23 protein-coding genes and 1 pseudogene are annotated in these 26,136 nt (G+C 45.7%); 16 read left to right on the top strand and 8 right to left on the bottom strand.

Annotated elements, in window-relative coordinates:
- Positions 1-185: 185 nt before the first annotated feature.
- The 5 genes from H8K55_RS20785 to H8K55_RS20765 all read left to right on the top strand — a co-directional run bounded on the left by H8K55_RS20785 (position 186) and on the right by H8K55_RS20765 (position 3,885).
- Positions 186-599, top strand: coding sequence for a hypothetical protein (locus H8K55_RS20785; RefSeq protein ID WP_186944112.1), 414 nt, complete (start codon positions 186-188; stop codon positions 597-599).
- Positions 600-1,309: 710 nt separating this feature from the next.
- Positions 1,310-1,759: a hypothetical protein gene (locus H8K55_RS20780; RefSeq protein ID WP_186944110.1), complete on the top strand. Its 450-nt coding sequence runs from the start codon at positions 1,310-1,312 to the stop codon at positions 1,757-1,759.
- 468 nt (positions 1,760-2,227) lie between these two features.
- Positions 2,228-2,629 (top strand): hypothetical protein, encoded by a 402-nt coding sequence (locus H8K55_RS20775; protein WP_186944108.1) that lies wholly within the window; start codon positions 2,228-2,230, stop codon positions 2,627-2,629.
- A gap of 45 nt (positions 2,630-2,674) precedes the next feature.
- Positions 2,675-3,517, top strand: coding sequence for a hypothetical protein (locus tag H8K55_RS20770; RefSeq protein WP_186944106.1), 843 nt, complete (start codon positions 2,675-2,677; stop codon positions 3,515-3,517).
- Between the two features lie 92 nt (positions 3,518-3,609).
- Positions 3,610-3,885: a hypothetical protein gene (locus tag H8K55_RS20765; RefSeq protein WP_186944104.1), complete on the top strand. Its 276-nt coding sequence runs from the start codon at positions 3,610-3,612 to the stop codon at positions 3,883-3,885.
- Positions 3,886-4,043: 158 nt separating this feature from the next.
- Here H8K55_RS20765 and H8K55_RS20760 read toward each other — a convergent pair whose 3' ends face one another.
- Positions 4,044-5,975 (bottom strand): Xaa-Pro dipeptidyl-peptidase, encoded by a 1,932-nt coding sequence (locus H8K55_RS20760; RefSeq protein ID WP_222612565.1) that lies wholly within the window; start codon positions 5,973-5,975, stop codon positions 4,044-4,046.
- A 257-nt stretch (positions 5,976-6,232) separates the two neighbouring features.
- Between H8K55_RS20760 and H8K55_RS20755 the strand changes: the two genes are divergently transcribed.
- Positions 6,233-8,473: an NHL repeat-containing protein gene (locus H8K55_RS20755; RefSeq protein WP_186944102.1), complete on the top strand. Its 2,241-nt coding sequence runs from the start codon at positions 6,233-6,235 to the stop codon at positions 8,471-8,473.
- Between the two features lie 239 nt (positions 8,474-8,712).
- Here H8K55_RS20755 and H8K55_RS20750 read toward each other — a convergent pair whose 3' ends face one another.
- On the bottom strand, positions 8,713-10,413 hold the full coding sequence (locus H8K55_RS20750) for an alkaline phosphatase D family protein (protein ID WP_186944100.1): 1,701 nt from the start codon (positions 10,411-10,413) through the stop codon (positions 8,713-8,715).
- 308 nt (positions 10,414-10,721) lie between these two features.
- Here H8K55_RS20750 and H8K55_RS20745 point away from each other — a divergent pair, with 308 nt between their 5' ends.
- The 3 genes from H8K55_RS20745 to H8K55_RS20735 all read left to right on the top strand — a co-directional run bounded on the left by H8K55_RS20745 (position 10,722) and on the right by H8K55_RS20735 (position 13,188).
- A complete protein-coding gene (locus tag H8K55_RS20745; protein ID WP_186944098.1) occupies positions 10,722-11,753 on the top strand; it encodes a M14 family zinc carboxypeptidase in 1,032 nt (343 codons plus the stop codon).
- Positions 11,754-11,763: 10 nt separating this feature from the next.
- The gene (locus H8K55_RS20740; RefSeq protein ID WP_186944096.1) at positions 11,764-12,525 is read left to right on the top strand and encodes an alpha/beta fold hydrolase; all 762 of its coding nucleotides are present in this window, start codon (positions 11,764-11,766) and stop codon (positions 12,523-12,525) included.
- Between the two features lie 252 nt (positions 12,526-12,777).
- Entirely contained in the window at positions 12,778-13,188 is a 411-nt protein-coding gene (locus H8K55_RS20735) for a DUF1801 domain-containing protein (RefSeq protein WP_186944094.1), read from the top strand.
- A 94-nt stretch (positions 13,189-13,282) separates the two neighbouring features.
- On the opposite strand, the gene H8K55_RS20730 is transcribed toward H8K55_RS20735, so the two are convergent.
- Positions 13,283-14,599: a tol-pal system YbgF family protein gene (locus H8K55_RS20730; protein WP_186944092.1), complete on the bottom strand. Its 1,317-nt coding sequence runs from the start codon at positions 14,597-14,599 to the stop codon at positions 13,283-13,285.
- Between the two features lie 325 nt (positions 14,600-14,924).
- On the opposite strand from H8K55_RS20730, the gene H8K55_RS20725 reads away from it, so the two are divergent.
- The 5 genes from H8K55_RS20725 (at position 14,925) to H8K55_RS20705 (ending at position 19,708) form a co-directional block, all read left to right on the top strand.
- A complete protein-coding gene (locus H8K55_RS20725; protein WP_186944090.1) occupies positions 14,925-15,581 on the top strand; it encodes a hypothetical protein in 657 nt (218 codons plus the stop codon).
- Positions 15,582-15,962: 381 nt separating this feature from the next.
- Positions 15,963-16,418, top strand: a complete 456-nt coding sequence (locus H8K55_RS20720) for a GNAT family N-acetyltransferase (RefSeq protein WP_186944088.1) — start codon at positions 15,963-15,965, stop codon at positions 16,416-16,418.
- Positions 16,419-16,720: 302 nt separating this feature from the next.
- On the top strand, positions 16,721-17,293 hold the full coding sequence (locus H8K55_RS20715; protein WP_186944086.1) for a transglutaminase-like domain-containing protein: 573 nt from the start codon (positions 16,721-16,723) through the stop codon (positions 17,291-17,293).
- Between the two features lie 65 nt (positions 17,294-17,358).
- Positions 17,359-17,718 carry an MmcQ/YjbR family DNA-binding protein gene (locus tag H8K55_RS20710; protein ID WP_186944084.1) on the top strand — a complete coding sequence of 120 codons (360 nt, stop codon included), beginning with the start codon at positions 17,359-17,361 and terminating at the stop codon, positions 17,716-17,718.
- Positions 17,719-17,950: 232 nt separating this feature from the next.
- Entirely contained in the window at positions 17,951-19,708 is a 1,758-nt protein-coding gene (locus tag H8K55_RS20705) for an ATP-binding protein (protein ID WP_186944082.1), read from the top strand.
- Positions 19,709-19,758: 50 nt separating this feature from the next.
- Here the strand turns inward: H8K55_RS20705 and H8K55_RS20700 are convergent, their stop codons facing one another.
- On the bottom strand, positions 19,759-20,292 hold the full coding sequence (locus tag H8K55_RS20700; protein ID WP_186944080.1) for a GNAT family N-acetyltransferase: 534 nt from the start codon (positions 20,290-20,292) through the stop codon (positions 19,759-19,761).
- A gap of 352 nt (positions 20,293-20,644) precedes the next feature.
- Here H8K55_RS20700 and H8K55_RS20695 point away from each other — a divergent pair, with 352 nt between their 5' ends.
- A complete protein-coding gene (locus H8K55_RS20695) occupies positions 20,645-21,796 on the top strand; it encodes a porin family protein (protein ID WP_186944079.1) in 1,152 nt (383 codons plus the stop codon).
- A gap of 12 nt (positions 21,797-21,808) precedes the next feature.
- Complete coding sequence (locus H8K55_RS20690) at positions 21,809-22,252, top strand: type 2 periplasmic-binding domain-containing protein (RefSeq protein ID WP_230408744.1); 444 nt, start codon at positions 21,809-21,811, stop codon at positions 22,250-22,252.
- 61 nt (positions 22,253-22,313) lie between these two features.
- Here H8K55_RS20690 and H8K55_RS20685 read toward each other — a convergent pair whose 3' ends face one another.
- From H8K55_RS20685 to H8K55_RS20670, 4 genes and pseudogenes are all read right to left on the bottom strand, one after another.
- Complete coding sequence (locus tag H8K55_RS20685) at positions 22,314-22,724, bottom strand: hypothetical protein (RefSeq protein WP_186944077.1); 411 nt, start codon at positions 22,722-22,724, stop codon at positions 22,314-22,316.
- A gap of 140 nt (positions 22,725-22,864) precedes the next feature.
- Positions 22,865-24,088, bottom strand: a complete 1,224-nt coding sequence (locus H8K55_RS20680) for a DUF1501 domain-containing protein (RefSeq protein ID WP_186944075.1) — start codon at positions 24,086-24,088, stop codon at positions 22,865-22,867.
- Between the two features lie 120 nt (positions 24,089-24,208).
- On the bottom strand, positions 24,209-25,834 hold the full coding sequence (locus H8K55_RS20675) for a DUF1800 domain-containing protein (RefSeq protein WP_186944073.1): 1,626 nt from the start codon (positions 25,832-25,834) through the stop codon (positions 24,209-24,211).
- 194 nt (positions 25,835-26,028) lie between these two features.
- Positions 26,029-26,136, bottom strand: a pseudogene (locus tag H8K55_RS20670) (IS110 family transposase); the annotation flags it as partial.

The following is a 26,136-nucleotide window of genomic DNA, read 5'->3' as shown; positions in this document are numbered from 1 at the left end:
AAAGGGTGCGCACGGCATCCAGTTGCTCGTTTCTGATATGCCTATCAAAAACTGTTAAAACATCGAGTCCGTGAAAATACCGACTCTTCATTCATAATACAAGGGTGCGCCGTGCGCACCACACACATAGTCTGTTGCTACCTTCAACGACAACACGGGTTGTATCTACATTATTGAACTAAGCTATGAGCAAAAAATCTATGCGTAAATACCTCAAGTATTCGATTCTTTGTTTAAGCTTAACACCATGCTTTTGGTTCGTAATTTCTTTTGCGATCTATCGTATTCCTTATCCAAAGTCGAATTTAATTTTCACGGGAAATGTGCAGTACAAATTTGTCGAATTAGAGCTTAGCAATCGTGGATTTTTAGAAAGCTTGCTTGGCAATGCGCCAATTAGGATAGACGGAGCACCCTTGCTCTATATTGCTGCGAGTGAAAAGGAGAAACTGTGGTCCGTATCTCCATGGGAATTGCAGAAAAAGGGCTATACACTGCGAGCTACGTTAGAGACTCAAACTTTGCTTTTTGGCGAATTTGGCGTTGCGAGCGTAGTTCATATTGTGCCGGTGAATGAGTCGCCACAGATACGTAAATAAGCTCAATCGACATTAAGTTCTCGCCACTTCAAGCGACGGTTTAGGTGGGATAGGTTTCAATTGAACGATGAATATCATCCATTATTTAACTGAAACCCATCACCATCCCGACCTTCCCCATAAATTTGATAGGGGAAGGAGTAAAACGAGCGTTCTATTAATTTCCCAAACCTTTTTTCAAAGCGTCCGCCCCACCCAACACAGGCAATACCACAGAGGTCTGCTTCAAATCAACACGAAGTTCAGCCATGTAAGGCGGGTGCAACCCGCGCCGATAATCGCTCGGGAATTTAAAAAATTGACGTCACTTTTGTACACCGTATCCCAGAGGTTTCGGTTAGTAGCACCCGCTCTACATGACTTCTACGACATGGGGCGTGCGTACTTTTGAAAGTTTATGATAACGCGCAATTACAGGTTACCAATTCTTCGTCGTATCGAATTGGTACAACGAAGACTTATATAGACGGCGATTTAATAGATTTAGTTTGACGCATCGAGAATACTTGATAAAATGAATAGTCTTAGTAAGTAACTCTTTTGAGAAATTTTTAGCGCCGTAAAATCTGTCATATGTTTCTAAAAGTATCTATTCATGAGGGTTTCGAGAAGTTTGATGGGAAGTGTTATGCGTCACGTTAAATTGTTATTTGACGTTTTGTCGCGATATTTAATTAAACGTTAAACCTGTAATTCTTGAATAACGATAAATGGATGGAAATATGGAATCTCCAAGGACATTGACCGATGTTTTAGTAGAAGCGAAAGCCCAGGGCATCAAATCTATAAGACTAGTGAAGCCACTTCCTCAAACTTGGTCTGAATTGCGATTAGGTGGAGCTCTGCTATTTTTACGTATTTGCTTCGCGGCATATTCTGTTTCATTGATTTTATTCTGGTGTAACTTATTTCGAGTAGTAAATCTGGCACCAGAATTATGGATGACCTGCATTGGTATACTTACCCTCGGCTATTTTCTTCTAATTGGGGCTGTATATAGAATTCAATGCGTACTTTATGAAGCGAAATTGCAAACGCATAGAGCTTGGCGGGTTTGGTTTGCTGCACTTATCCTTAACCCAATCATTCTTGGTTGGTATATTCCTGTGGCTGCCATGTTTCGGCTGAGCCGTATAAAGAAAAACTTGAAAACAACATAGCGAACGGATGTCGAAAAACCTACTTGACAGCATGCGCAATACGAAAACCGCGCTTGCTGGGATTTCAACGCGGAGCCATCCATGTAAGGCGGGTGAAACCCGGGTCGACAATTGTCTGAGGATTGCCAAGAGCTGCTTTAATTTCGATTCAAATAATCAAAAAATATTGCATAAGCTCAAGCACAGCGCGGGTTGCACCCGCCCCACATGAATGTTTGATCATCTCATTCGTATCAGATAGAAATGGCAGGACATAGGTAATGACGCATATCATTACGTTCGACACCGAGAGCTTCACAACTGATCAACGCAACCGTTGAGTGTCAAAAAGTCAGGGATATCAATGTCAAATCGCAACGAATTTCGTGGTTCTATCAAAATTAATGTGTCGTTGAGAGTGAACTTGTTTCTGTTTTCTTTACTTCGCCCAACCATGAATTGTTAATTCGCGGAACAGATGGAGAACACTTGTCAGATAAAAGACTGACCCTTCATCCATTCGGTATTTTCATGTTACGTGAATTCCAAAGCGAGGCGATGAAAGCTGGTTTTCACTATTCCATATCAGGAACAAAAGTAGGCAACTTTTCGCGCGGTCCGTTGGGGCATCCTGGTGATGGTGAGTATGATAGTCGCCCCATTAGTAAATTCGATGTACATTCTAAATACACAAAAAAAGACTTAACCGTGAAGATTGAGAGTGTGACCGAAGTAGGGACTAGTGGGTTTCAACTATTTCAAAAAAAGCCTTTACCCTCATGGAACTTTCAAGTGAACTTTGTCGTTCCGAGATCTGAAATGAAGAGTTTTTTTGGTATTGACGATTTCAACTATGCCTACTTTGAATCCTTGCTTGACGCATGTGGTTAAGCCGACGTCCAACTTAGTATTCGATACCAAAGGTAGATTAAACCATTGAGTTTGGCTTCATTTGGCGGTAAGTATTTTATTCAACGAGTAGTAGAAAAATTGGGATTAAACATGTTTATTGTCTGGGGTAAGAAACACGTATATCGAAAAATTGGTTTTGTTGCTGACTTTTGCCCGATGTGTCGCAGCATAAAAGGTTTCTTGCTAAGACGAGTTGGCCTTGCCGGGCATATTTATTACATTTCTGTTGGCGAAGGCGATCTTATTGGTTATGAGCGCACATGCGAAAACTGTCAAACGACATTTAATGCAGATGCGAATAAATATGCGTCATTCTGTAAAAAGACTACATCACTTAATGATCTTCAACGTCAGACCTACCCCGCTCTGACGACCGACATCGCAGAACGGCTAGAGTTAGAAGAAAAAATTAGAAACACTCCTAATTTATTTAGCAGATCTGAGCGACAAGATTTAATCTTTTTACCCTTTGCTTTGCTTGCTCCAAAAGTGGAACGACAATACGCCAACATTCAAATTGATAAGGAGACGGGGTTTTCTATGTTGGGGGTAATAATATTTTTTATGATTATTCCTGGGTTCGTACAAAATAACTTCCCACAATACGCGGAGGAAAGTCTATTGTTTTTTGTGGCACTTAGCGTCATTTTGTTAGCTTGGCAGTTTCTAACAGCAGGTCGACGTTTTATGAGAAAACAAATTATTCCTGTATTAGCTAGGGCACTAGTTCCATTACGGCCAACTGAGGCAGAAATACGATTGACACTTGAGGACATGAAAAAACAGAAACAAAAAATAGGTGTCAAACTCAAAATAAACGATTTGATGGAACACCTAAAGACTATAAAGATTGCCAATACAATTTAAGCTTAAGCTTCGTACCCTGCTTTTGGCTCGCAATTTCTTTTGCGATCTATCGTATTCCTTATCCAAAGTCGAATTTAATTTTCACGGGAAATGTGCAGTACAAATTTGTCGAATTAGAGCTTAGCAATCGTGGATTTTTAGAAAGCTTGCTTGGCAATGCGCCAATTAGGATAGACGGAGCACCCTTGCTGTATATTTCTGCGAGCGAAAAGGAGAAACTGTGGTCCGTATCTCCATGGGAATTGCAGGAAAAAGGCTATACGCTGCGAGCTACATTAGAGACTCAAACCTTGCTTTTTGGTGGATTTGGCGTTGCGAGCGTAGTTCATATTGTGCCGGTTAATGAGTCGCCACAGATACGTAAATAAGCTCAATCGACATTAAGTTCTCGCCACTTCAAGCGACGGTTTAGGTGGGATAGGTTTCAATTGAACGATGAATATCATCCATTATTCAACTGAAACCCATCACCATCCCGACCTTCCCCATAAAATTGATAGGGGGAAGGAGTAAAACGGGCGTTCGACTAATTTCCCAAACCTTTTTTCAAAGCATCCGCACCGCCCACCACAGGCAACACTAAATTCGTCTGCTTCAAATCAACGCTAAGCTCAGTCCCAGCTTTCGGCCACAAAGTGAAATCCTGGTCGCTGGACATGATCATGAGTGCCAGTCGTTTGCCTGCCGGAATGACTCTGTCCATAGGTTGTAAATCAAAGGTCAGATCAACAAATTTGCCAGGGACTAAAGGCGTGCCGGGTAACTTTGAATCGTAGTTGCCGGGCTTGGTCAGTGAACGATAATTTTGTGGATCGGCCCAACCACGTGTAACGACACCGACTTGTCCATTAGAGCCGACGACTTTGTCATCGAATGGCAGCGTGACTAGCCAGACCGATAAATTGGCGGCAGGTTTATTTGCGGCGACGCGGATTTTAATCGTTGGTGTGCCTGATAGATGCAAAGCTTCGCTGAGTTCTGGCGTTGCATACAGTAGGCGATGTGGTGATTGCTCGGCGTTGGCTAAGACGCCACCTTTGTATTGCACATCGTCGATGAGTTTTTCTGTCGTGGCTTTGGCCGCCGCTTTCGTACTCAAACTACCTGCTTTATTACCGCCAGCGCCTAAGTACACATTGACGTTGGCCGCTTCAGGATTCGGGTAATCCAGATACGGGGTTGGCGGCGTACCGCGTTCGGCGTTTTCACGTACGATCATGGCACGCGCATCGCGTTCTACGCCGTTGTCGATACCGTACAGATAATGCGAGAACCAGCGATTACGCATTTCCAGCGGTGGTGTGCCGCCGCCGTGACCGCCTTGATGCAGATACAGTTGCGTAGCTACACCCTGCTTTTTGAGCGCGTCATAGATGCGAATCGTATGCTCAGGCACGACGTTCCAGTCTTGCTGACCATGTGCGAGTAAGGTTGCGGCTTTCACGCCTTTGATCTTGGTCAGCAAATCGCGTTCCGCCCAAAAATCATTGTAGTCACCGTGCTTGCGGTCAAACTTTGCTGGATATAGGCCATCGCGTATGGTGGCATTGCAGTAGTCGCGTTTCTCTGGCGCGCCGCTGTAGATGAAGTCATACAATTGATCGATGTCTTCGCCCAGATAGCCGCCCGGATGACGCACCAGTCCATTGCTGCGATAGTAGTGGTAATAGGAAGTATTCGGTGCAATCGGAATAATCGCTTCTAAGCCGGCAACACCCGTAGTTGCTGCCGCCAATGGAATCGTGCCATTGTAAGACGTGCCTGTCATACCAACTTTGCCCGTTGCCCAAGTGGCTTGCACTTCGACATTGCCATCGAGCGTGGTATAGCCTTTGGCGCGTCCATTGAGCCAATCAATCACGGCCTTCGGTGCAAGCTCTTCTGGTGCGCCGCCCACGGTTGGACAGCCTTGTGATAATCCTGTGCCAGGTGCTTCAGAATGCACTACGGCGAAGCCGCGGGGCAGCCAGGTATCAATTTCTGTTCTGGAAATTTCTGGGCGTACAGGGATAAATTTTGCCTGTTCATTCACGGGGCGCGCTGGCGATGCTTCACCGAGTTTGTGCTTCACGTCCCACATTTTTTGATTCTTCATCGTGCCCGCAAAATACGGAGAAGATTCATACACCACCGCGACTTTCAAGCCTTCGGTATCGGTTTGGAAAGGGCGTGTGACATCGACATGCACGCGATCTTTTTTGCCGTCACCATCACTATCGAATTCGGTCTCTACCCACAACTCTTGCTTGATCCATTTGGTCTTATCTTGGAAACCAGTCACGATTTGCGCTTGGCCGTTGAAGAAGGTCGGTACGGATTTATCAACATTGGTGGTTGGATTTTGCGCAAAGGCGATTCCACTGAAGGCAGCGGCTAAGGCCAATGCCAGCACGCGCGGTTGCGCCAGAACAAAGGTACTGGCTGGGCGTTTGATCAATACACGGTTCATTTTTTTCATAGTAATTGTCCGATAGGGATGAACTTAACGATGGCTTCATGTGCTGCGAGCAGCGAGAGCAACTAAGACAGTGATTATGCCAAGAAGTTTAATTTAAATATATCTATAGTTGTCTGTCGCCCCGCTTTGCTCAGATTTCTGCGATTCTGGCGCAGAATCTGGCACAGTTACCGCCAAAGTAAACACGGGCAAGGCTTGCAAGTTACACTGAACTTGTTATGCTGCGCGTCCCGTCTACCGTTTTTTCTCGCTCACTCATGCAACGTCGTTCTGTTTTGATTCTGTCTACCGCCCTGATCGTTTCTGGTTTATCGTTTTCTGCGTATTGGTGGTTGCAACCCGAAGCAACGCGCCCTGCTCTCCCGCTTTTGAAAAAAAAACCACTAGCGACCAGTTTTGATTGGGAAGCGGAGGTTTCGCTGTTCACCGATAGCGCGTACTTTGAAGCGCCCAACAATACGGCGATACTGCCTGACCCTACTTTCAGCGATCCGTTTGGTGTCGTCATGGATCAGCAAGGCAATCTCTACCTCGCTGACGCGGGCGAACATAACCGCATTTTGAAAATCAACAAGGCAGGTGTCGCCACGGTCTTTGCGGGTGGCGAAGAAGGTTATCTGGATAGCGAACTTAAAGACAATAAGATCACTGCCGCCAAATTTAATACTCCATCTGGTTTAGCGATAGATAAAAACGGTAATCTCTACGTCGCTGATACTGGCAATCATGTGATTCGAAAAATCGAACCGAACGGTAAAGTCTCCACCATCGCGGGCAATGGGCAAGCGGGATTTCGTGATGGCGCTGCAGCTCAAGCGCATTTTAATGCACCTATCGGCGTCGCAGTCGGCAAAGACGGCAAGGTATATGTCGCCGACACCTACAATGACAAGATCCGCGTGATTCTGCCGGATGGACAAGTGCAAACGATCGCTGGTGGCAATCAGCCCGGCTTACTCGATGGCGCTGGCGGCGCGGCTTTATTCGATACGCCGAGTAATCTGGCCGTAAACAGTTTGGGTGAAATTTTCGTGGCCGACACGCGCAATAATGCGATCCGCAAAATTAGCGTCGATGGTCAAGTCAGTACCTTGATCACGAGTGATCCTAAAGATTTTGATGCCTTGTTGCGCCGCCCTGTTGGTCTGGCAATCACGCATGACGATTATCTCTATGTCGGCGAACTCTCGCACGGCAGAATTTTGCAAATTGCGCCCGATGGCAAAAACCGTGGCCTGACGGGTGTGGATATCGACATCATCCCAGGCGATGACACTAGCCCGCGTATGAGCAACCCAGTTGGACTCGCAGTGAATGCGCAGGGCAATCTGATCGTCAGTGACAATGCCAAAAATATGCTGCACCAGATCAAGCACAAAGGCGTACGCGATACTGAGGTGCAAACACCAAGACCAGTCAGACTAGTCGAGCCGATAGCGCCTATCCTGCAGCCATCCCTCTGGCCTTTGCTGCCGCAAGATAAGCCGCATGAAGTGGTCGGCACCATAGGCGAAGTGCGCGGCAATTATGATGGTGAAAGTCGCGATCATTTCCACCGCGGCGTCGATATGCAAGCGGCGATGGGCGATGCCGTTGTCGTGATCAAAGAAGAAAAAGTCAGCTCACCCGTACCCGCCTGGGCAGCGACGACCATCAATGAAGGTATGCGTGTGAATAAGCTCTCGTATATTCACATGAAGGTCGGCCGTAATATAAAAGAAGCGCCGCTAGACCCACAAAAATTTCAATTCATTAAAGACGCACAAGGAAAATTGCAGCAAGTGCGCGTGCGTCGTGGTACCCGCTTCCATGTTGGTGAAACTATAGGCACGGTCAATAGCATGTATCACGTGCATCTAAATTACGCGCCGCAAGGTGATGTGGTGAATCCGCTTACATTGAATTTCATCGGATTTCAAGATAGCGTCGCACCACAAATCACGCGCATTGATATTGCAGATAAGGATGGCAAAATACTCGGCAAAGCACCCGCAGCCGCATCCCGCAAATTGGCGAAAAATAGCAAAGGCAAAAAACCAGTTGCAGAGCCTGTCACCCCTCAATCGACAGTCATCAAATTATCCAAGTCCTTAGAACAAGTCAGCATCATCGTCGATGCCTTTGATCAAGCCGACGGCAATATGGCACGTCGTCGCCTCGGTCTCTATGAGCTCGGCTACCAAATCCTACAAGCCGATGGCACGCCTTTGGCAGGTTTTGAAAAACCAAAAATGAGCATACGCTTCAACCACCTGCCCGCCGACGAAGAAGCTGTCAAAGTCGCCTACGCAGAAAACAGCGGCATCACTGTGCACGGCAATGCGACCACCAAATTTCTCTACAACCTCACCAACGAAATTCACGATGGTCACGCGATCATCAATTTTTGGAACATCAAAGATCTGGCAGCTGGTGAGTATCGTATCCGCATTATCGCGAAAGATTTTGCGGGAAATTTGGCACTGGGTAAAACTGAATTGAAAGTGGCGATAGAATAGTTCGCTCTGACCATATTTTTTGATGAGCTTGGGCGGTATAAATTGCTCATACAATTCACATACATGAGTGCTAAACCACGTAGTTTTTGCGCAGGTTTAGCACTCATGGTATGACTAAGTTGATGGCCAAGTTGATAGTTTATGTATCTGAGTATTCCCAAGTGCACAGTAAGCAACTACATACTGAAAAATACCTATCGCACGATATTTTATGATTTCCCCAGGGCACATAAATAACATCAGATTGGCAGCAATTTGCGATTCGCTTTTCCAGGTAAAACCTTCAAACTTTTTCCACTGAGCATGGTATAAGTTTTTGATTTCACCGTACTCACATAACGCCATTCAGCACGAGTTTCCGTTGGTGTTGCCGTGACGATCATAAAGCCACGACTCTTAGTGTCCGCGTAGACCAAGGGTTCAATGATTTGCTCCAAACCTGCAGCCACTTTAGCAGGGTCTTCCTTTGCAAATATCTCTTCAAAACCAGGCGATGTCACCGAGGTCACGCCGAACTCAACACCTATCGCATTGCCACTCATATCGTTGAGGTCACTGGCCCAGGTATTGTGCGTATCTCCAGCCAGCGCAATGAAATTTTTATCCAAAGCCTTTGCCGTCGCAAATAGCGTTTCACGCGCAACTACGTATCCATCCCAGGCATCGAGGTTATAAGGAATCGCTGGCTGAGCCAGTATCGCTTTCTCAGCAGCCGTCAATGAAGCTGGTGCGAGCTGGGCTTTACCAAGGAGTGCGCTGTAATCAGAAAAATTAATTTTTCCCAATACCAAAGGCGCAGGAATATTCATTCTCGCCATCAATACTTGTTGCCCTATAATTTGCCAGACTGCGCTCGATTTGCTGAGTTGAGATTGCAGCCAAGTTGTCTGTTCTGCTCCCATCAACTGGCGAGCAGGATTACTCATGTCTGTGCTAAATTTGACGGCATCGAAACTTCCACTTGCGTCAATATAGTTGGCATAGGAAAGTTGTTTATCACGGCCGATCAAACGCGTGTCCAACATGTGCAATGAGGCCAAATTGCCAAAATCAAATGAGCGATAAATGCGATCATTTTTGCTGGCATCCGGCAAACGAATCGGCATCCATTCATGATAGGCTTGCAGTGCCGCGGCGCGGCGGGCGCTAAACGGCCCTTCAGTCGCCGGATCGTGATTTTCTGCGCCACCCGTCCAGGTATCATTCGCAAACTCATGATCGTCCCATACCGTAATAAATGGTAATTTCGCATGCACCGCTTGCAGGTCACTATCGCCACGATAAATCGCATAGCGGCTGCGATAATCTGTCAAGGTAATGATTTCCGTCTTTGGCTCCACTAGTCGATTCAGATTCGCAGCATCTTGAGAAGCGTAACCGTCTCGTGGATATTCATAAATGTAATCGCCAAGATGTATTACCGCATCGATATCCGTGAGTTTCGCGACCTCCGCATACACATGAAAATAGCCAGCTGGATAATTTGAGCAAGTAAGAACCGCCAATTTCACTTGCTGGACATTGCCAACGGGCAGAGTCTTAGTTCGACCCACTGGCGAAATGCGGCTATCAAAATTGAAACGATAAAAATAGACAGTATTCGGGCTCAAACCCGTGACATCTATCTTCACAGTAAAATCGCGGCTAGCATTTGTCACGACATTGCCGGACTTCACGATTTTAGAAAATTGCTCATCGCTGGCAACTTGCCAAGTTATTTCAAAATCTCTGCCATCATAGTTAAGCGAAGGCGTGACTCGGGTCCAAATAATGACGCGGTCACTCAAGGGATCACCGCTGGCAATGCCATGTTCAAAACTGGCGTAGACAGGCGCAATGCCAGCACCACCACAGGCAGTCAGCGCAAGGGCCGTGGAAGCTACGGCGGTCGAGGTGGCAAAATGACGAATAAATTGGCGGCGGGTGTGCTGATTTTTCATAGAGAGTTCCTGAGGAGAGAAGCTCTTAATACTATGAATTGATTATTACTTATTAATGACCTTTGTTAGAGTGAACGCTCCAATCCTTACTGGATTAGTCTATTTTTTTGGAAGCCATGTCGCGTTTGAATTCCACTTTAGATCAGTGGTGAAAATGCCTATTGATGCCTATTAATGCCGATTAAAGCCTATTACACCAACATACTGCCGGCTACTTCTTGCTTTCACCGGATGACTGCACTAGCATGTCTGACTTAAACGCTATCTTAGCTGTCCGTCTCGCATGTTTCTGAAAGTCTGTATCGAATATGCCTGCACTCCCAGAATTACTAGAACTTGAACGTCTGATACACATCGGGAAAAACCATCTCGAGGTCAACGTCGTGTGCGATGTTCACGTCAGGCATAAACGTTTTCCTGTTTATCAACTAGCGCTCGGCAATCCTGATCCCGATCTTCCTGCGATAGGTTTTTTTGGTGGGATTCATGGCTTAGAGAGAATTGGCACCCAAGTATTGCTCAGTTTTTTGCGTGGTTTGCTATTGCAGCTGGCATGGGATAAAAGTCTCCAACAACTCTTGCAACATGTACGCTTAGTGTTTATGCCATTGGTCAACCCTGGTGGCATGTGGAAATCCACGCGCGCTAATCCAAATGGGGTTGACCTGATGCGCAATGCGCCGATCGAAGCCCATGGTAAGGTTCCATTTCTTCTAGGTGGTCATCGGATAAGTCCACGCCTGCCATGGTATCGAGGTGCCATTGGTAACGACATGGAAATCGAAAATCAGGCACTTTGCAGTGTGGTTAAGAAAGAGCTCTTACATCGTCAATTTAGTATAGCAATCGATTGTCATTCTGGTTTTGGCCTGGTCGATAGAGTCTGGTTTCCGCATGCACATAGTCAACACCCTATTCCACATTTAGCAGATATTTTACGCCTTGAAGAATTATTTCAAGAAACGCATCCACATCACCGTTACCTGTTCGAACCACAAAGCCTGCAATATAAAACCCACGGCGATATCTGGGACTATCTTTATCTACAGCATCAAGAGTTAATAACAACTTCTTCGCCGAAAGTCGCAACTACTTTTCTACCTTTAACTTTAGAAATGGGCTCATGGCTGTGGGTGAAAAAAAACCCTCGTCAATTATTCTCGCGCCACGGGATGTTCAATCCCACCGCAGAACATCGTCTGCATCGGGTATTGCGGCGTCATGCGTCTTGGTTAGATTTTCTCGTCAGAGCGAGTTGCGGCTATCAGAATTGGCTTAGTACGGGACCGCAGCGCTGTCGCTTACAAGAGCAAGCCGTTGCGCGCTGGTATCGTACATGAGACAAGCACGATGACGACCTGGGTTTTATTACGAGGCTTGATGCGCGAATCGCGCCATTGGGGTGCTTTCCCTCATCAGTTACAAAAGCTGGCTGGAGATGCCGATATTGTTTGCATTGATTTTCCTGGCAATGGTGCGCTTTACGAACAATCCAGTCTCGCGACGATTCCTGAAATGGCCGAATATTGTCGTCAACAATTGCTGGCAAAAGCTTACTCACCACCTTACCATGTCATGGCAATTTCACTTGGCGCTATGGTAGCAGTGGCGTGGGCAGAACGGCACCCCAGTGATCTTAACGCTATGGTCTTAATCAACACCAGTCTAGCGCCCCATAATCCATTTTATCAACGCCTACGCCCCCAAAACTATCCACGTTTATTGCGAACCTTAACATTTGGAAATACCCACCATCGTGAAGCGCTGGTTTTCCAACTCACCAGTCAGATGCACGATCCAGCAAGCACCCGCGCCATCGTTGATGAATGGATACACTATGCACGTGAGTGCCCGATCAAACGTCGCAATATTCTGCGCCAGTTACGCGCGGCATCGCAATTTCAAGCGCCCGAACAAACCCCCAATACAGCGATCTTATTATTAGCCAGTCGGCTCGACCAATTAGTTGACGTGCATTGTTCGCAGACCCTAGCTGAAAAATGGCGCGCGGACATAAAGATACATGAGCACGCCGGGCATGATTTACCCTTAGACGACGGTGCATGGGTCATCAAGGCAATTCAAGAATGGCGTCGCGACGTTCTTTTATAACATCACGCATAAAATCCATAACGGCAATACGATTATCAATTTCTGAAACAAGAAAAATCTGGCATCCGCTAAATATCACATCCCTACTATCGAGAAAGATCATGCTGGGAATCTGGCGCTGACTAGGGCAGAATTAAGTATTAGAAAAGTATTGAAGCCAAATAAATTTTGTTTACTTAGATTGACGCATTTTTTGACAAGAGAAATGATGATCTAAGACATAGGGGAATTAAGTGCCAGGAATTAAGTGTCATGGGTAAAATCAAGCATCAGACAGTGAATGATACGAGCGCAGCCGTGAATACTTTTATGCTGAGCTTTCAACATCCGCACAAAGATATGATCGAGTCTTTGCGAGGTCTATTTTTGTCGTTATCGATTAACGTCGCTGAAGGCATCAAATGGAATGCACCGAGCTTTCGTACCCACGAGTATTTCGCCACCATCAACCTGCGCGAAAAACAAGGCCTAGGCATCATCCTGCACCTTGGCGCCAAGATTAAAACCTTACCAGAAGGCGGCGTGCAGATAGATGATCCTCAGCATTTGCTGAAATGGCTGGCGACAGACAGAGCGAGTGTGGTGTTATTGGATGCAGACGATTTCGTGAGAAAAGAATCGGCTTTAAGAGCGATTTTGTTGCAGTGGATATTGTATGTGTGATGTTGCGTTATGCGCTGTATTGGTTTTAGTCTCGGCTGTGCTGCTCAAGCTCAAGTGATTAGAATAATGCCCCTACGAACGCGATTTATCAGAACTATCGATTCAACCTCACTTCTTGACAATCAATTCCTTCCTGCCCTAGCCAAGATTTATCTAGTTCACATTTTTGTGACCAATAATTTTGCATCAGTTTCTTTTTTCGCTCAGCTATTTGTTTTACATCTTCCAGACGTTTAATGATGGCACCTGTGTGCAGTGACTGGCGAAGTTGACTTAATTTGACAGAATCTGGCGCGTATTCTGTTAGCCAGTTCATGACGCGCTTCGCATTACCGTATTGTTTTAACTTAACATATAGGTCAGCCAATAAGAATTTCATGTCAATAAGTTCGCTGGGGGCGATATGTTTTAAGTCGTTTTCAAAATCGATTAATACCTTGACGACATCGGAGACGGTATATTCACCACTTTTAGGATCATTTTTAGTCAGGTAATCAGCTTGTGCTTCTTTAGCGATAAATTGACCGTTGATCAGATTTTGTGCGCGCTTTAATAGCATTGGTACGTAAGTTGATTGAGGATATTTCTGTAAGAATTCTTTGGTCGGTGCCAAGCCTTTGCTGAGATAACAAGCAAAATCCCCTTCGCATTCGCCACAGGGGGTAATACTCATAGCTAAATATGCTGCACCTTGTGCATAACTCGATTGTGGGTATTGCTTTACAATCGCTGCAAAATGACGTCCAGTATAATTTCCACCGTAGCAGGTTTCTCCAGTGTTGAAATCCAATTTGTGCTGTTCAACATAGTTACTAAATCTTTGAGATCTTTTTTGCTCATCTTTATCATTTGTTTTGATATCAAAAGATGCATAATTTGCAGCTTCCGCCAGAATATTCAATCGATTCATCAGCATTCCGGTTAATAACAAACTTAATGCGCTGTCATTCTCATTTGTCGATAAGCTGGTTTTATTAAGACGGCGAATAGCTGCATAAGGATCGCGATGCGCTAGTTGTATGACACTACGCCATACTTCACTGTCGAGCAATTGGCGATTCTCCGTACGTGCTGTGAAGGCGGCCTGATACCAGTCAAGCCAAGCCATCAGGGCTTCGTCGATAAATGGGTCATACAGCTCAACCTTTCTTTTTGCCGCAATCTGACGCTGAAAATCATCGTTACGCAATTGATTTAAGGCCGTCATGAGCGATTGATGCTCCGCATAAGTGGATGCGTTCCGATAATTTTTTAAGATAACTTGAGGGCGTTCACATGCCGGATCGGTGACATCAATATTTCCCCATTGACATGGCAAGCGTTCTTGAGAAATAGCACTAAGCGATATCGTATTTAAGAGAACTATCAGAATGAAATGGCGGATGTGAGTTAGCATTTTTTGATTAGTCAATTTTTTAAACTACTTAATTTTCGATTACGCGGCACTATTTTCACGGTAGGTGCGATTAACGTACGCGTAATCGCAAACATGTGGAGGCCGAATTCCATCCGTAAATTTTCGTGCGTTTGAACTTTGTTCATATTACCAGTCTGTTTCCATTCGTGCGATTACGCTGTCGCTAGTCGCACCTACGCTCCTGATACGCATCACCGCCAGATATTTTACTGGTAATCTGCCGATAGGTAAGACGGAATTAAGTGTCAGTATTGAGTAATCATCCTATAATAATTCCGAGAATTTCTTAGGTAAGATGTCATCGACAGGAGAATCAGATTTGCAAGATCATTTTCGTTTTTCACACAGTATATCTCAACAACTAGGCTCTACTTTTTTCGCACTTTTAATACCAGGTTTATTGGCTCTGGCTTTATCGATCACGAAACCTTTTCCCAGTCCGACAAAAATGATTGCTCAATCTAGACTCCTATTTATCTCCGCACCCAGATCGATAACAGCGCCTGCAAATACAGCGACACTTACAGCCAGGAAAAAACAATTAATATCTGAAAAAAGTAATTCAATAAAGCCAAAAACGGCATCAGAAAAAAATCAATTACCGGCTCCTTCAATAGCGGAAACTATTTCATCGTCGAGCGTCCGTATAGATCACGATATGGATTTGATGCAAGACACGAATCAAGCATCACATGTTGAACGCGCAACTTTAACAACGCATGCTAAATCAAAAGCTGTATGGGCAGCATATCAAGATTCGCACTCAGACATTCAAAAGATGGCAAGTCGTAAAGGCATCGCATTACACGCCACACGATTAAACAAATACGATGAATTTCAAAACGCAGCTGAAAATGCGGTGATTCCTGGCTGTTTAGAAAAAGGTACTAGTAGCAAATTAGGCTTAGATTCGCTAAAGGGACTACTTATCATCCCCGCCCTAACAGTTTCTGCATTGCGAGGAAAGTGCAAGTAGTTTATTCAATTCAAAATATTTCAAAGACTCACCGTATGGCAACATCTTATCTGCTTTCGCTAATGCAGAAAGTCAAAAACTACTCTTAAAATCACCTAACCGTGCTTATCGAAGACATTGACTATAAAACGAAATCCGCATCGCAGACACCAATCAAGGTAATTGCTGTCTGAATATCAGTTCTGTGGCTGCGATCATACCTATGTGCACGTATGTAAAAATTTATTTTCACTTCCGCCCGCCACCATTCTTTTCAAAAATTGTTTATATTACTCAGATGTGCCCATGTGTGCTCTTTAGCATGATCGCACTCACGCTCATCACACGTACTATACTGACCGACTTAGTCAAACGCCTAGCCATTCAACAATACAAAAAACCATGATCAAAATCATAGAAAACTCCAAAGACCATTTACAAGATTTCATTCGCCTTAATGAAGAATGGATAAGTCACTATTTTAAGATCGAAGAAACAGATAAAAAATTAGCGGCAAATCCGTATCAAGTCGTCGACAACGGCGGCTTTCTGTTTTTTCTCATATCGGATAATGAAGTCTTAGGCGTGTGTGCTTTATTCAATGAAGGTGACGGTGTCTACGAACTAGCCAGGATGGCCGTTTCACCCGCGCATCAGGGCAAGTCTTATAGCAAGCATTTGATGGAACACTGCTTGGCTAAACTCAAAAGCATACAGGCTAAAAAAGTCTATCTAGTATCCAACACCAAACTAGAAGCCGCCATTCATCTGTATAAGAAATTTGAGTTTCAAACCGTATCCGAAGGCCCTCATCCAATTTATTCTAGAGCCAACATAGTCATGGAGCGTAATGTTTGAAAACGTCTGGCGGACTGCATCACCTGATGTTGACAAAAAATGGAGCACAATAGATAGCAACAAATTTTTCTATTTATGGACTGATGTTAGCTGTAGCTTTGATACACCTGCTAGCTTTCTACTATTCACTATGGAAGGTCACACCTGTCTATCATGTCGTCGGTCTATTGCGTACATGCTATGACTGGGACGGAAATGCTACTAGGAGTCGATAGCGATAAACTACAAGAATGGCAGATTCGCCATTCTCAAAACAAAGCCCATTATTCTGGTATCTCATTCACCATTACAATCACTGAGCCATGCAAGAATTTTTAGAATCAAGCACATACATAGATTGGGAATCTGATGGCATTCGTCAAAAGGCCGCACAATTGGCGCGTGACTATGTAAATGAAACTGCGCTAGTGAAAGCAAGTTTTGAATTTGTACGTGACGAGATACAACATAGCCTCGATTACCAGCGCAATCCTGTCACTTGCAAAGCCTCTGAGGTATTGAAAGAAGGCACGGGCTTTTGTTTTGCCAAGAGTCATTTATTGGCGGCCTTACTTAGGGCGAATGGCATTCCTACTGCTTTGGTGTATCAGAGAATTGCCTTTGGCGAGCTTAAAACATCTTTCTATTTGCATGGATTAAACGCGGTCTTCTTAAATGACTATGGTTGGTACCGTATCGATCCGCGAGGTTTGAAAGCTGGCCTGCGGTCTGATTTTTCCCCGCCGCTAGAGGCATTACCGTTTGCACCGCATGTTGACGGTGAAGTGATTTATGAGAAACTGTGGTCTGAACCCCATCCCAACATCACGCACTTATTGGAAACATCCACATCTTATTTGTCGGTACTAGAAACCCTACCATATATCAATTTGTAAGAGGTTCTGTTACAAGCGATCCTAAGAGATCAATCTGAAGTAATTCTCACTATAAGGCAAACCACATGGACATCAAGGCCGTCAAAAAACATTGCCAAAGCTATGGAGCAGCGACCTCCGAACTAGTGGGCGAGCCTAGTAACATCCTCACTTACTCAGTCGGGGGCAAACATTTTGCCTACTTCAAAACCAGTGAACCAGAGCAATGGCGATTTAGCATACGTACTACGCCGGAACGCTTTTTAGAATTAACCGACATGCCAGGCATCAAACCGGCTCGCTATATGGGGCGATTTCACTGGGTTACCATTGTGGACGTACGCCAGGTTCCCGATGACTATCTACAAGAATTAATCGCATGGTCGTATGGTAAGGCGCTCGCTGGCCTTACTAAGCGACAGCAATTATCTATCGCTGGCGGGTGATTTTCTTACCACTCAATCATCAATAAACTAAGATATAAATCTAGCGAGCACCGTTAAAAAACGTCTTGGGTAAGAAACATCAAATCAGGTATTCTTGAAGTTTGACATTGGACACTGACTGTCTCGCACAGAGTACCGAGCGCAGAGCGTCAAAAGCAGTACCAGTCAAATACAGCGCCAATCTAATATCGCAGCAATATCGCTAAGCCACTAAGCCACTAAACCACAAATCATGAATGCCAAGACCGAGATCCGGGGTAAACAGCGTAGTAAATTGATAGAAACAAATTTTCAAATTCCTGCCGTACTTGACTTTACGCTGAGCGACCAATGGCTGACGAGTTTTCTCGATATCGAAATCGATCAATTGCAGGCAAATATCGCCCATATTGTTGAAGCGAATGCGGAATCAAATACTGACTCAAATTCAGATTCAAATACTGCCCCACAGGCATGGTTAGCGCGTATTTTGCTCTGTACGCAGCAACTCTTGCAACTATGTCGCCTGCCCGCTTTTGATTCACCGGCAATCATGCGCTATGCGCCTATCAATCCTGAGCGCACAAAATGGCAAGCGCTGGTTGCTTTACCTTTGGTTGAACATATCCCTACCAAGCTTTACCAAATGAGTATTTCAGCGGCGATAGAAACCTGCAACAAGTTCACCAGAACTGAGTTCAACGATGAGAATGCCAGATTGATTTTTGGTCGACTCCGCGAATCGTTTATCACGCCACTACGTATGCAATTGAAAGTCGGCAAATCAAGCTTTCCAGTGTTACGCAAAGCGTATGCACGTGATATTCCCTTTATGCATTTGAGCACCGGTATTTATCAACTGGGGTGGGGAAGTCGCGCGCGGCGGCTCGATCGCAGTAGCACCGACCAAGACTCAGCCATAGGCGCACGCCTTTCTCACAGCAAAACGGCGATAGCGCAAATATTGCTTTCTGCAGGATTGCCCGCGGCGAATCACCTAAAGATAAAACGACAGCAAGAGTTGGCAGATGCTTGTCGTCATCTCGGTTGGCCCTTGGTGATCAAACCGAATGATAGAGAAGGCGGTGTGGGCGTCAGCGTCAATATCCATGATGATGCGAGCGCTTTGCGTGCATTCGAATTAGCGCAACAACAATCACAAAGTGGCGAAATTTTGGTAGAAAAACAGGTGAACGGCGTTTGTCATCGCCTCTTTATTTTAGGTGATCAACTATTGTATGCCGTGAAGCGCTGGCCGATTTCAGTGAAAGGTGATGGAGTAAAAACCGTACATGAATTAATCGAACAGGCGCAGGCTGATCAACAAAATAGTCCCGTCTGGAATGCTCCTCCGTTTCCAAGCCTAGATGCAATTGCTCTGGAATCGATACAAAATGCAGGGTATCAGCCGGACTCTATTTTGGAATTCAATTGCATAGTGCCATTGCGGCCTATCGAGTCCACCGAATGGGGCGGTATAGATGAAGATGTAAGTCTGAGCATACATCCTGAGAATACGCGAATTGCTATTTTGGCGGCACGTCTGTTCGGATTGGAGGTGGCTGGTGTCGACATTATTTCAGCCGATATTACGCAGCCTTGGTATAGCAATCAGGCGATTCTGAACGAGATTAATTATTCCCCCTTATTGGGTGGAGGTGAAATTTCTCTGCGCCATATTGACACCTATCTTGATTATCTACTGCAAGATAATGGACGCATCCCAGTTTGCCTATTTGTGGGAGACTTGCATGCACACAAAGCAGCGCAAGAATGTTGGCAACAATACCTGTCTGAAGGGTTTCGTGCTTACTTTGCGGACGCTGAGCAGACATTAGATCCTGCTGGAAATCTCATGTACATGCCCCTACATTCTGCCAGCGAACGCGCCATGGCCTTGTGTTACAACCCCATAGTCGATGCTATCGTGATAGTGTTAAGTCGCGATGAATATGTGGCAGGACGAGCGCCTTTGGGCGCTTTTGTGTCTGTCCAATTTATCGATGATTGAAAATGCGGAATAGCTCTTAAGTTTGCTGGAATTCATGAATGCGTGTGAAATTACAAGCGCTTGAGCAACACGTAATCACGTTCGAGAACACCACCGAATTCGTAATCCATCCAGCCCACATGTTGAAAGCCGACTTTTTGATAGTAGGCCAAGGCACGCGCATTATGTTCCCACATGCCTAGCCACAAATAATCAGCACCGAAAGTGCGTGCGGCTTTTTCTGCTTCTGCCAATAAAGGCAGGGCGATGCCTTTACCGTGCCAAGCCTGCGAGACGTAATAGCGGTATAACGCTACGGCATTATTCGTATTGATTGATTCGGGCGCGGGCTTATTGACGACTTGGGCGAAACCGACCAAGTCCTGATCACAATACGCTAGGATCACCGCGTAATCGGGATCAACAATTTCCGCACCTTGCTGCTCTAGCCCAAAGTTACGCGCGCAATGTACACGTATTTGCTCGGGGTCATTTTGCGCGGCATAGGTGTCAATAAAGGTTTGTTCGGCAAGCGCAGCCAAAGCCGCAGCATCATTGCTATCGGCACGACGAAAAATCAACAGAGGCGAAGTTGCGACTGACATAATAAATAAGAGGTTCTGAATTGCGAGAAATATAGCGCCATTATCTTACTGGAATATCGCTCTTTCATGTCCGCAATAAAGCTGAGTAGCTTATATAGCTTCTGCCGATGCGCACTTATTTTTCTTGAAAGTGGTTTTATCATGTCATTTTTTATTGAACTGTGCGAAGCGAAATGAAAAAACGGCAATTGCGTTGCTTTTCCACATCTTACCCGACAAAAACTAGGATCAGAATCCGATTGCTGACTTGGGCGCGCCTATACTGGTATCGCAAACACACATCGGAGCCCTGACATCCAGACTCCATCAATTTCTCAGAATTTTGCAGTTCTCACTTCAAGGAGGATCAAAAATGAGCAGGTTGAAAGCAGTGAAGGTGCGTCGTCTATTGGTTTTACTAAGTCTTGCAGGGCTCCATAGTGCGAGTCAGGCGATAGACTTTAGTTATTCAGGATTCGGCAATATCAGCGCCGGCAAGGTATTTAGTGCGACAGGTCTGGAGACGGGCTTCCCGGACAATAATAAGTGGAAGTGTCCTTGCTATATTGCTGACTATTCGCATGGTAGCGTATATGAAAGTCGTTGGTCGATAGCGCCCGAGTCTCGCTTTGGCTTACAAGGAATCGCTAACTTTAGCGATAACTTTTCTTTTACTGGTCAACTGATGGCAAGACACGCCGCGGGCGATCCTGAATTGGTGATAGAACAGGCCTTTTTCAGCTACAACCTCAGCCCAAAGTGGACTTTACAAGTTGGCCGTAAACGTCTGCCTCTCTTCTTTTATTCTGACTTCCAAGATGTCGCGTTTGCCTATAACTGGGCGCGCGTGCCGCCCGATGTTTATGGTTGGCCGGTAGTCAATTATAACGGTGCCAATCTCACCTTTCGCGATGACATCGGTGGCTGGGCAGTTAAGTCGAGCGCTTATTTCGGTCAAGAGCATTCAAAAGAAGTGCCAATTGCCAAACTTGGTGATCCAAGCCGTGTCGATGTCGAGTGGGACAATATGTATGGAGTCGACCTGGAACTCAATCGTGACTGGTTCACGCTACGCGCGGCAGTCAACAAATCCAAACAACGGCGTTTAAGTATGGGGCCGACGGGTATGGTGCAATTTTCACCTGACCCGCTGGTATTTGGTAAATCTTCACCGCAGACCTATTCGTCATTGTCAATGAATGTCGATAAAGACAATCTCATTGTGCGCAGCGAATTTTCACGGGTAAACGCGTCTCCGGCACGTGGCAGTTATCGTGGCTATCTGATCGGTGCAGGATATCGTTTCGGCGAGTTCTTACCGATGCTCACGATCAGTCGCCTAAATGCCTATGGTTCAAGCGGTGCGGCGGAAGAAATTGATAGAAATATCGGAATTAGTTTGCGCTATCAATTAAGCGATAGTAGTGCTTTGAAGTTACAGCTAGATCGTAGTCGCTGGGACTTTCTCAATGGCACAGACAATACGCGCAAACTGGCAACGGTTTCTTACGACTTTACTTTCTAAGGGAGAAATATCATGAATTTTTCCTGCGGCAGGATGTTCAAAAAAACTTTGCTCGTTTTAGCTATGTGTTGCGCCTACCTCGGCGCGATGTCATCCGCGATGGCGGTCGATGTTGTTGTGATCGTTAATCCAGCGAATACGGCGACCATTGATGAAGAACAAATCGCAAAGATCTTTTTAGGACAAACCAAGACTTTTTCAAATGGAACAGAGGCAACTCCTATAGATCAAAAGGAAGGTCCGGTACGCGAAGAGTTTGGCAATCGCTTATTGAAAAAAAACCCCTCGCAACTCAAAGCGCAATGGGCTCGACAGATTTTTACGGGCGGAGCGAAGCCGCCAAAAGAATTGACAAGCGATGAAGAGATTTTAAAATTTGTAGCTAGCACACCTGGAGCCATTGCGTATATAGAAGCCTCCAAAGTGAACAAGACAGTGAAAGTATTAAAGCACTGACCTCAGACTCTCACTTCATTTTTAGCGGCAACCACGCACTGGTTGCCGTTTTTTTTGACACTTAGGTTTTTTTAGGTTTTTTCACGCTGCTATGGCAATGCAACTTGGGGTTTAGCGGACCAAATATTTTTTTGGTACCTGCAAAGCCACCAATTTGTACGATGTAAATCTGCTTGCCATTTTCACTAACATACAAAGAGTGACGATAGCCATCACGAATACGACCAACATCATTGAGCTGATACAAATGCCCGGGACCACTCAAGTCTGGAACCGGATTTGCCAATGGCAAATCACGCTCCAAACCGACCGCACTGACACAAGGCTTAAATGCTTTGACCAAGGGATGTTGATCAGCCACTTCTAGCGGCAAGGAAGTTTGGGCAGATGCAGACAAAGCGATAGGCCCTAAAGTAGTTAATGCAATCATGCTTAAGCCACTCGCAAGTTGTTGTAGGGTGCGTGTCAACATCATCAGCCTTTGGGTTGGGAAAACAAGTTGAAAAAATAAATTACTGTTTTCAACAACATAGCAGTTCGCTACAGAGTCGGCAAGTCAGCGTGCAAATAGTACTGTCGGACAATAATCATGAAAACGACTCACCTTCAGGTTTAGAGCAAGCCCAAATCCAGACCCGGCACACCGGCAAAAATACTATCGAGTTGCTTAGAATTTAAACCATAAGCGCGCGCAAAGAGTCCGCCAAACACGGCGCGATATTCATTCAAAACCGGATAATCACGATTTTGAAATAAACTCGCAGACGTTAAAGCAATCTGTTCACCGACTACCTTGCCACCTTTTACACCACCACCCAACACCCAATACGCGCTGCCATGACCGTGATCTGTGCCGCGCTTGCCGTTTTCGCGGAAGGTGCGACCAAACTCGCTGATCACAACAACCGTGGTGTTCTTCCACATGCTGCCCATCTCAGTTTTGTAGGCAGCTAGGCCGCGCCCGAGTTCTTCCAATTTATTTGCCAACACGCCAGTCGCAGCGCCTTGATTGACGTGCGTATCCCAGCCACCGATATCGATAAAGCCGAGTGCATATTTATCGCGCATCATTTTGCCTATGCGTTTCGCTTCCAATTCAAAACCTTTACTGGAAATCGCATCGCGGTTGCCATCATTGTTCGCCCCCGCGGTGACGTTCATGGTTTGTCTGGCGGCGTCTTCCGCTTTCATATTTTGTACGACTTCGCCACGCACCGCGAATCCGTTTTCTACCTGTGACTCTAATTTGGTATTGCCATACATCTGCGCGATGATTTTGCTTTGTCTATCGTCCAAACTATTCTTGCCGGCTTTGAGCAAACCTACATTCGCAACCTTAGTATCGCCACGCATGATGATAGGTAATTGATCGGTAAACGACATCGCGCTACCAGCATTCAATTGAGCCGCCAGGCGATTCAAAAAACCAGATTGAAAATTTCTGCTGCCACCAAGATCTTGCCCCATCTCTATGCTGTCTTGCGTCTCGAAATGACTACGCGACAGATCGTGAGTTCCAGCGAATGGAATAAAGGCCGCTTCACCGGCCTGAAACAGTGGATAAATAGTGTCGCGTAGTGCCGGATGCAAACCCCAATCTGCATTCAATACCAAAGCGGCATGTGGATCAGCGTCCGGTTTGGCGATGGCGATATTCGGACGGGATTCATAATAAAAACTACTAGAGGTAGGAATCACCACGTTGCTTGCATCGTAAGCACCGCGCAAAAACACCAACAAGAATCGTTGTTGAGTGGCGGGAGCTGCGAATAATTGTGTACTAAAAGGCGTGGCTGACAATGCAGCGAAAGTTTTGAGTAGAGTGCGACGGTTCATTATTTTCTGCCTGAAAAAAATAGATAATAGAAATCAATTGAGGACTTACGCAAAATTGTGCTGACTAGACGCGGAGGCGAAGGCAACAAGGTCAGCGTCTGCCTTGTGTAAGTCTTACAATTAACGGCGCATCATTTCTGGGCTCGCCAGCAAAAACACGTTCCACTCCTGTGCCGAGGATGACTGGCTCAAAGCCTCTTGCGAACTGGTACTAAAACGACTGCTCATCGATTTCACGTAATCGTTTTGCGCGAGGTTGGTCTTAGCTAATTCACGATGCTCTGCATTGGTTTCTTGCTCATCGTTTTTGAATAAATTCGGTGCACCACGGGCGATCAATTTCGCCACGTCAAAACGCGCCGTCATTTGTGCCGGGCTAGCCCAGGCCATCTCTTTCAGCGAGTATCCGTCAGGAGTCTGGTGTCCATTCGCTTGCTGCCCCAAAGTGTTGATCCAGTTGAGTATCGGTCCGGTGTTCGTGATCGCCTTATCGGCATACGCGAGACGCACTGACGATAGAACATAATGCATAGGGTCTTTGAATTTTTTGCCTAAAGAAGCGACAAATTCCTGGCTTTCAAACATGGTTTGCAGAACACTGGGAATATCACCATCGGTCTTCAAAAATTGTGTTGCCATGCCTTGCACTAAGGCTTCCGATGGTTCGTCGGTGACAAAATATTGCGCCAACTTTTGACTGATGAATTTGGCCGTCGCAGGTTGTCGTGTGAGCAAATTCAATATCTGATCCAGTTCAGCGATACCCTTGCCGCTGACCTTCGTACCTAAAATTAGCTTGTCACCAAAATCATGGCGAGCAGGGTTGAATTCCGTCAAGCCCAAACGTCCATATCCCGCTTGCAGACGAGCCCGCGGACGCGCATTATCGGCTCTTAGGTTGATGCCCAAACCAGTCAACACCCTAGCTAGCTCTTGCACATCCATTTGCGTGTAGCCACTGCCGACACCCATGGTATGCAACTCTAATAATTCACGTGCATAGTTTTCATTAATTTTATTGACCGCATTATGTTCATTATCGAGATAGCGCAACATCGCTGGATGCAACATCGTCGCACGCAACAGATCGCGGAAATTTCCCAAAGCATACGGACGTATCGCCGTCTCTTCAAAGTCGCCTAACATCGCACGCAGATTTTCTTTGCGATTGGAGATATTGAAATGGTTCATCCAAAACCAGTCCATTTGCTCAAATAACTGATTCGAGGAATATACTGCCCGCAGAGTAGAACGCGTCGCTGCCTCACGCGCAATGCGAGTCAATTCTTGTTGATAAGCTTTACGCAAACTATCATCGGTACCCTTCATCTTGGCTGAGGCTTCGCGCTGCTGATCGAGCTCATGCATCATCGACACAAAGTTTTTTTGCGAAATCGTCATCGCATCGATTTGCGCTTGAATCGCAGCAGGTAATTGTGCTTGTCGCGCTTGCAATTGCTGAATCAGGTAAGCATCTGCACCGACTTGTTTAAGCTGCGCCAGGCTGGTGCCAGTGCCGCCCCAAGTGAGGCGCTCTAGCAAGGCGTAAGAATCAACTTGCGCCTGTTGGAAAAATTGTGTCGGTACCAAAGTCACTTGCCGGTTCAGGCTAGCGGTAGCGAGACTCTCTGGCGCAGGTGCAGAGTCGGCTTGATCGACGATTCTCGTTTGATGACTGCAAGCGCTGATGGTCAATAGCATAGCGGCGGAAGCTAGCGTTAACAGTTTGGGAAATTTACTTGGCATATTGCACTTTCATTGAATTGAAGATTCAAAATGAGTGCTCAGCATAAATCCCGCATGGGCAAAATGCACGGCGTATTTAGTAACTTTTGACGGCGAGTAGTAAGAACTTGTAACAAGCGTCATGGCAACGCACGATAGGGGTGCGCAACACCAGCACGAGTGTCAATGGAGTCAGGTAGATACTGTTATCCGAGTCAAGCAGAATGCAAGCTTGAATCGAAAGGCTTGCCGGATTTTAGTACGCCAAATGCGACATGAATGAGTTTTCTCATCATGGCACCAATAATCACCATGGGAGGTTT

The sequence above is a fragment of the Affinundibacterium flavidum genome (genome assembly GCF_014284175.1).
GTDB classification, from domain to species: domain Bacteria; phylum Pseudomonadota; class Gammaproteobacteria; order Burkholderiales; family Burkholderiaceae_D; genus Undibacterium; species Undibacterium flavidum.
This window is presented reverse-complemented; position numbering and strand designations above follow the sequence as displayed.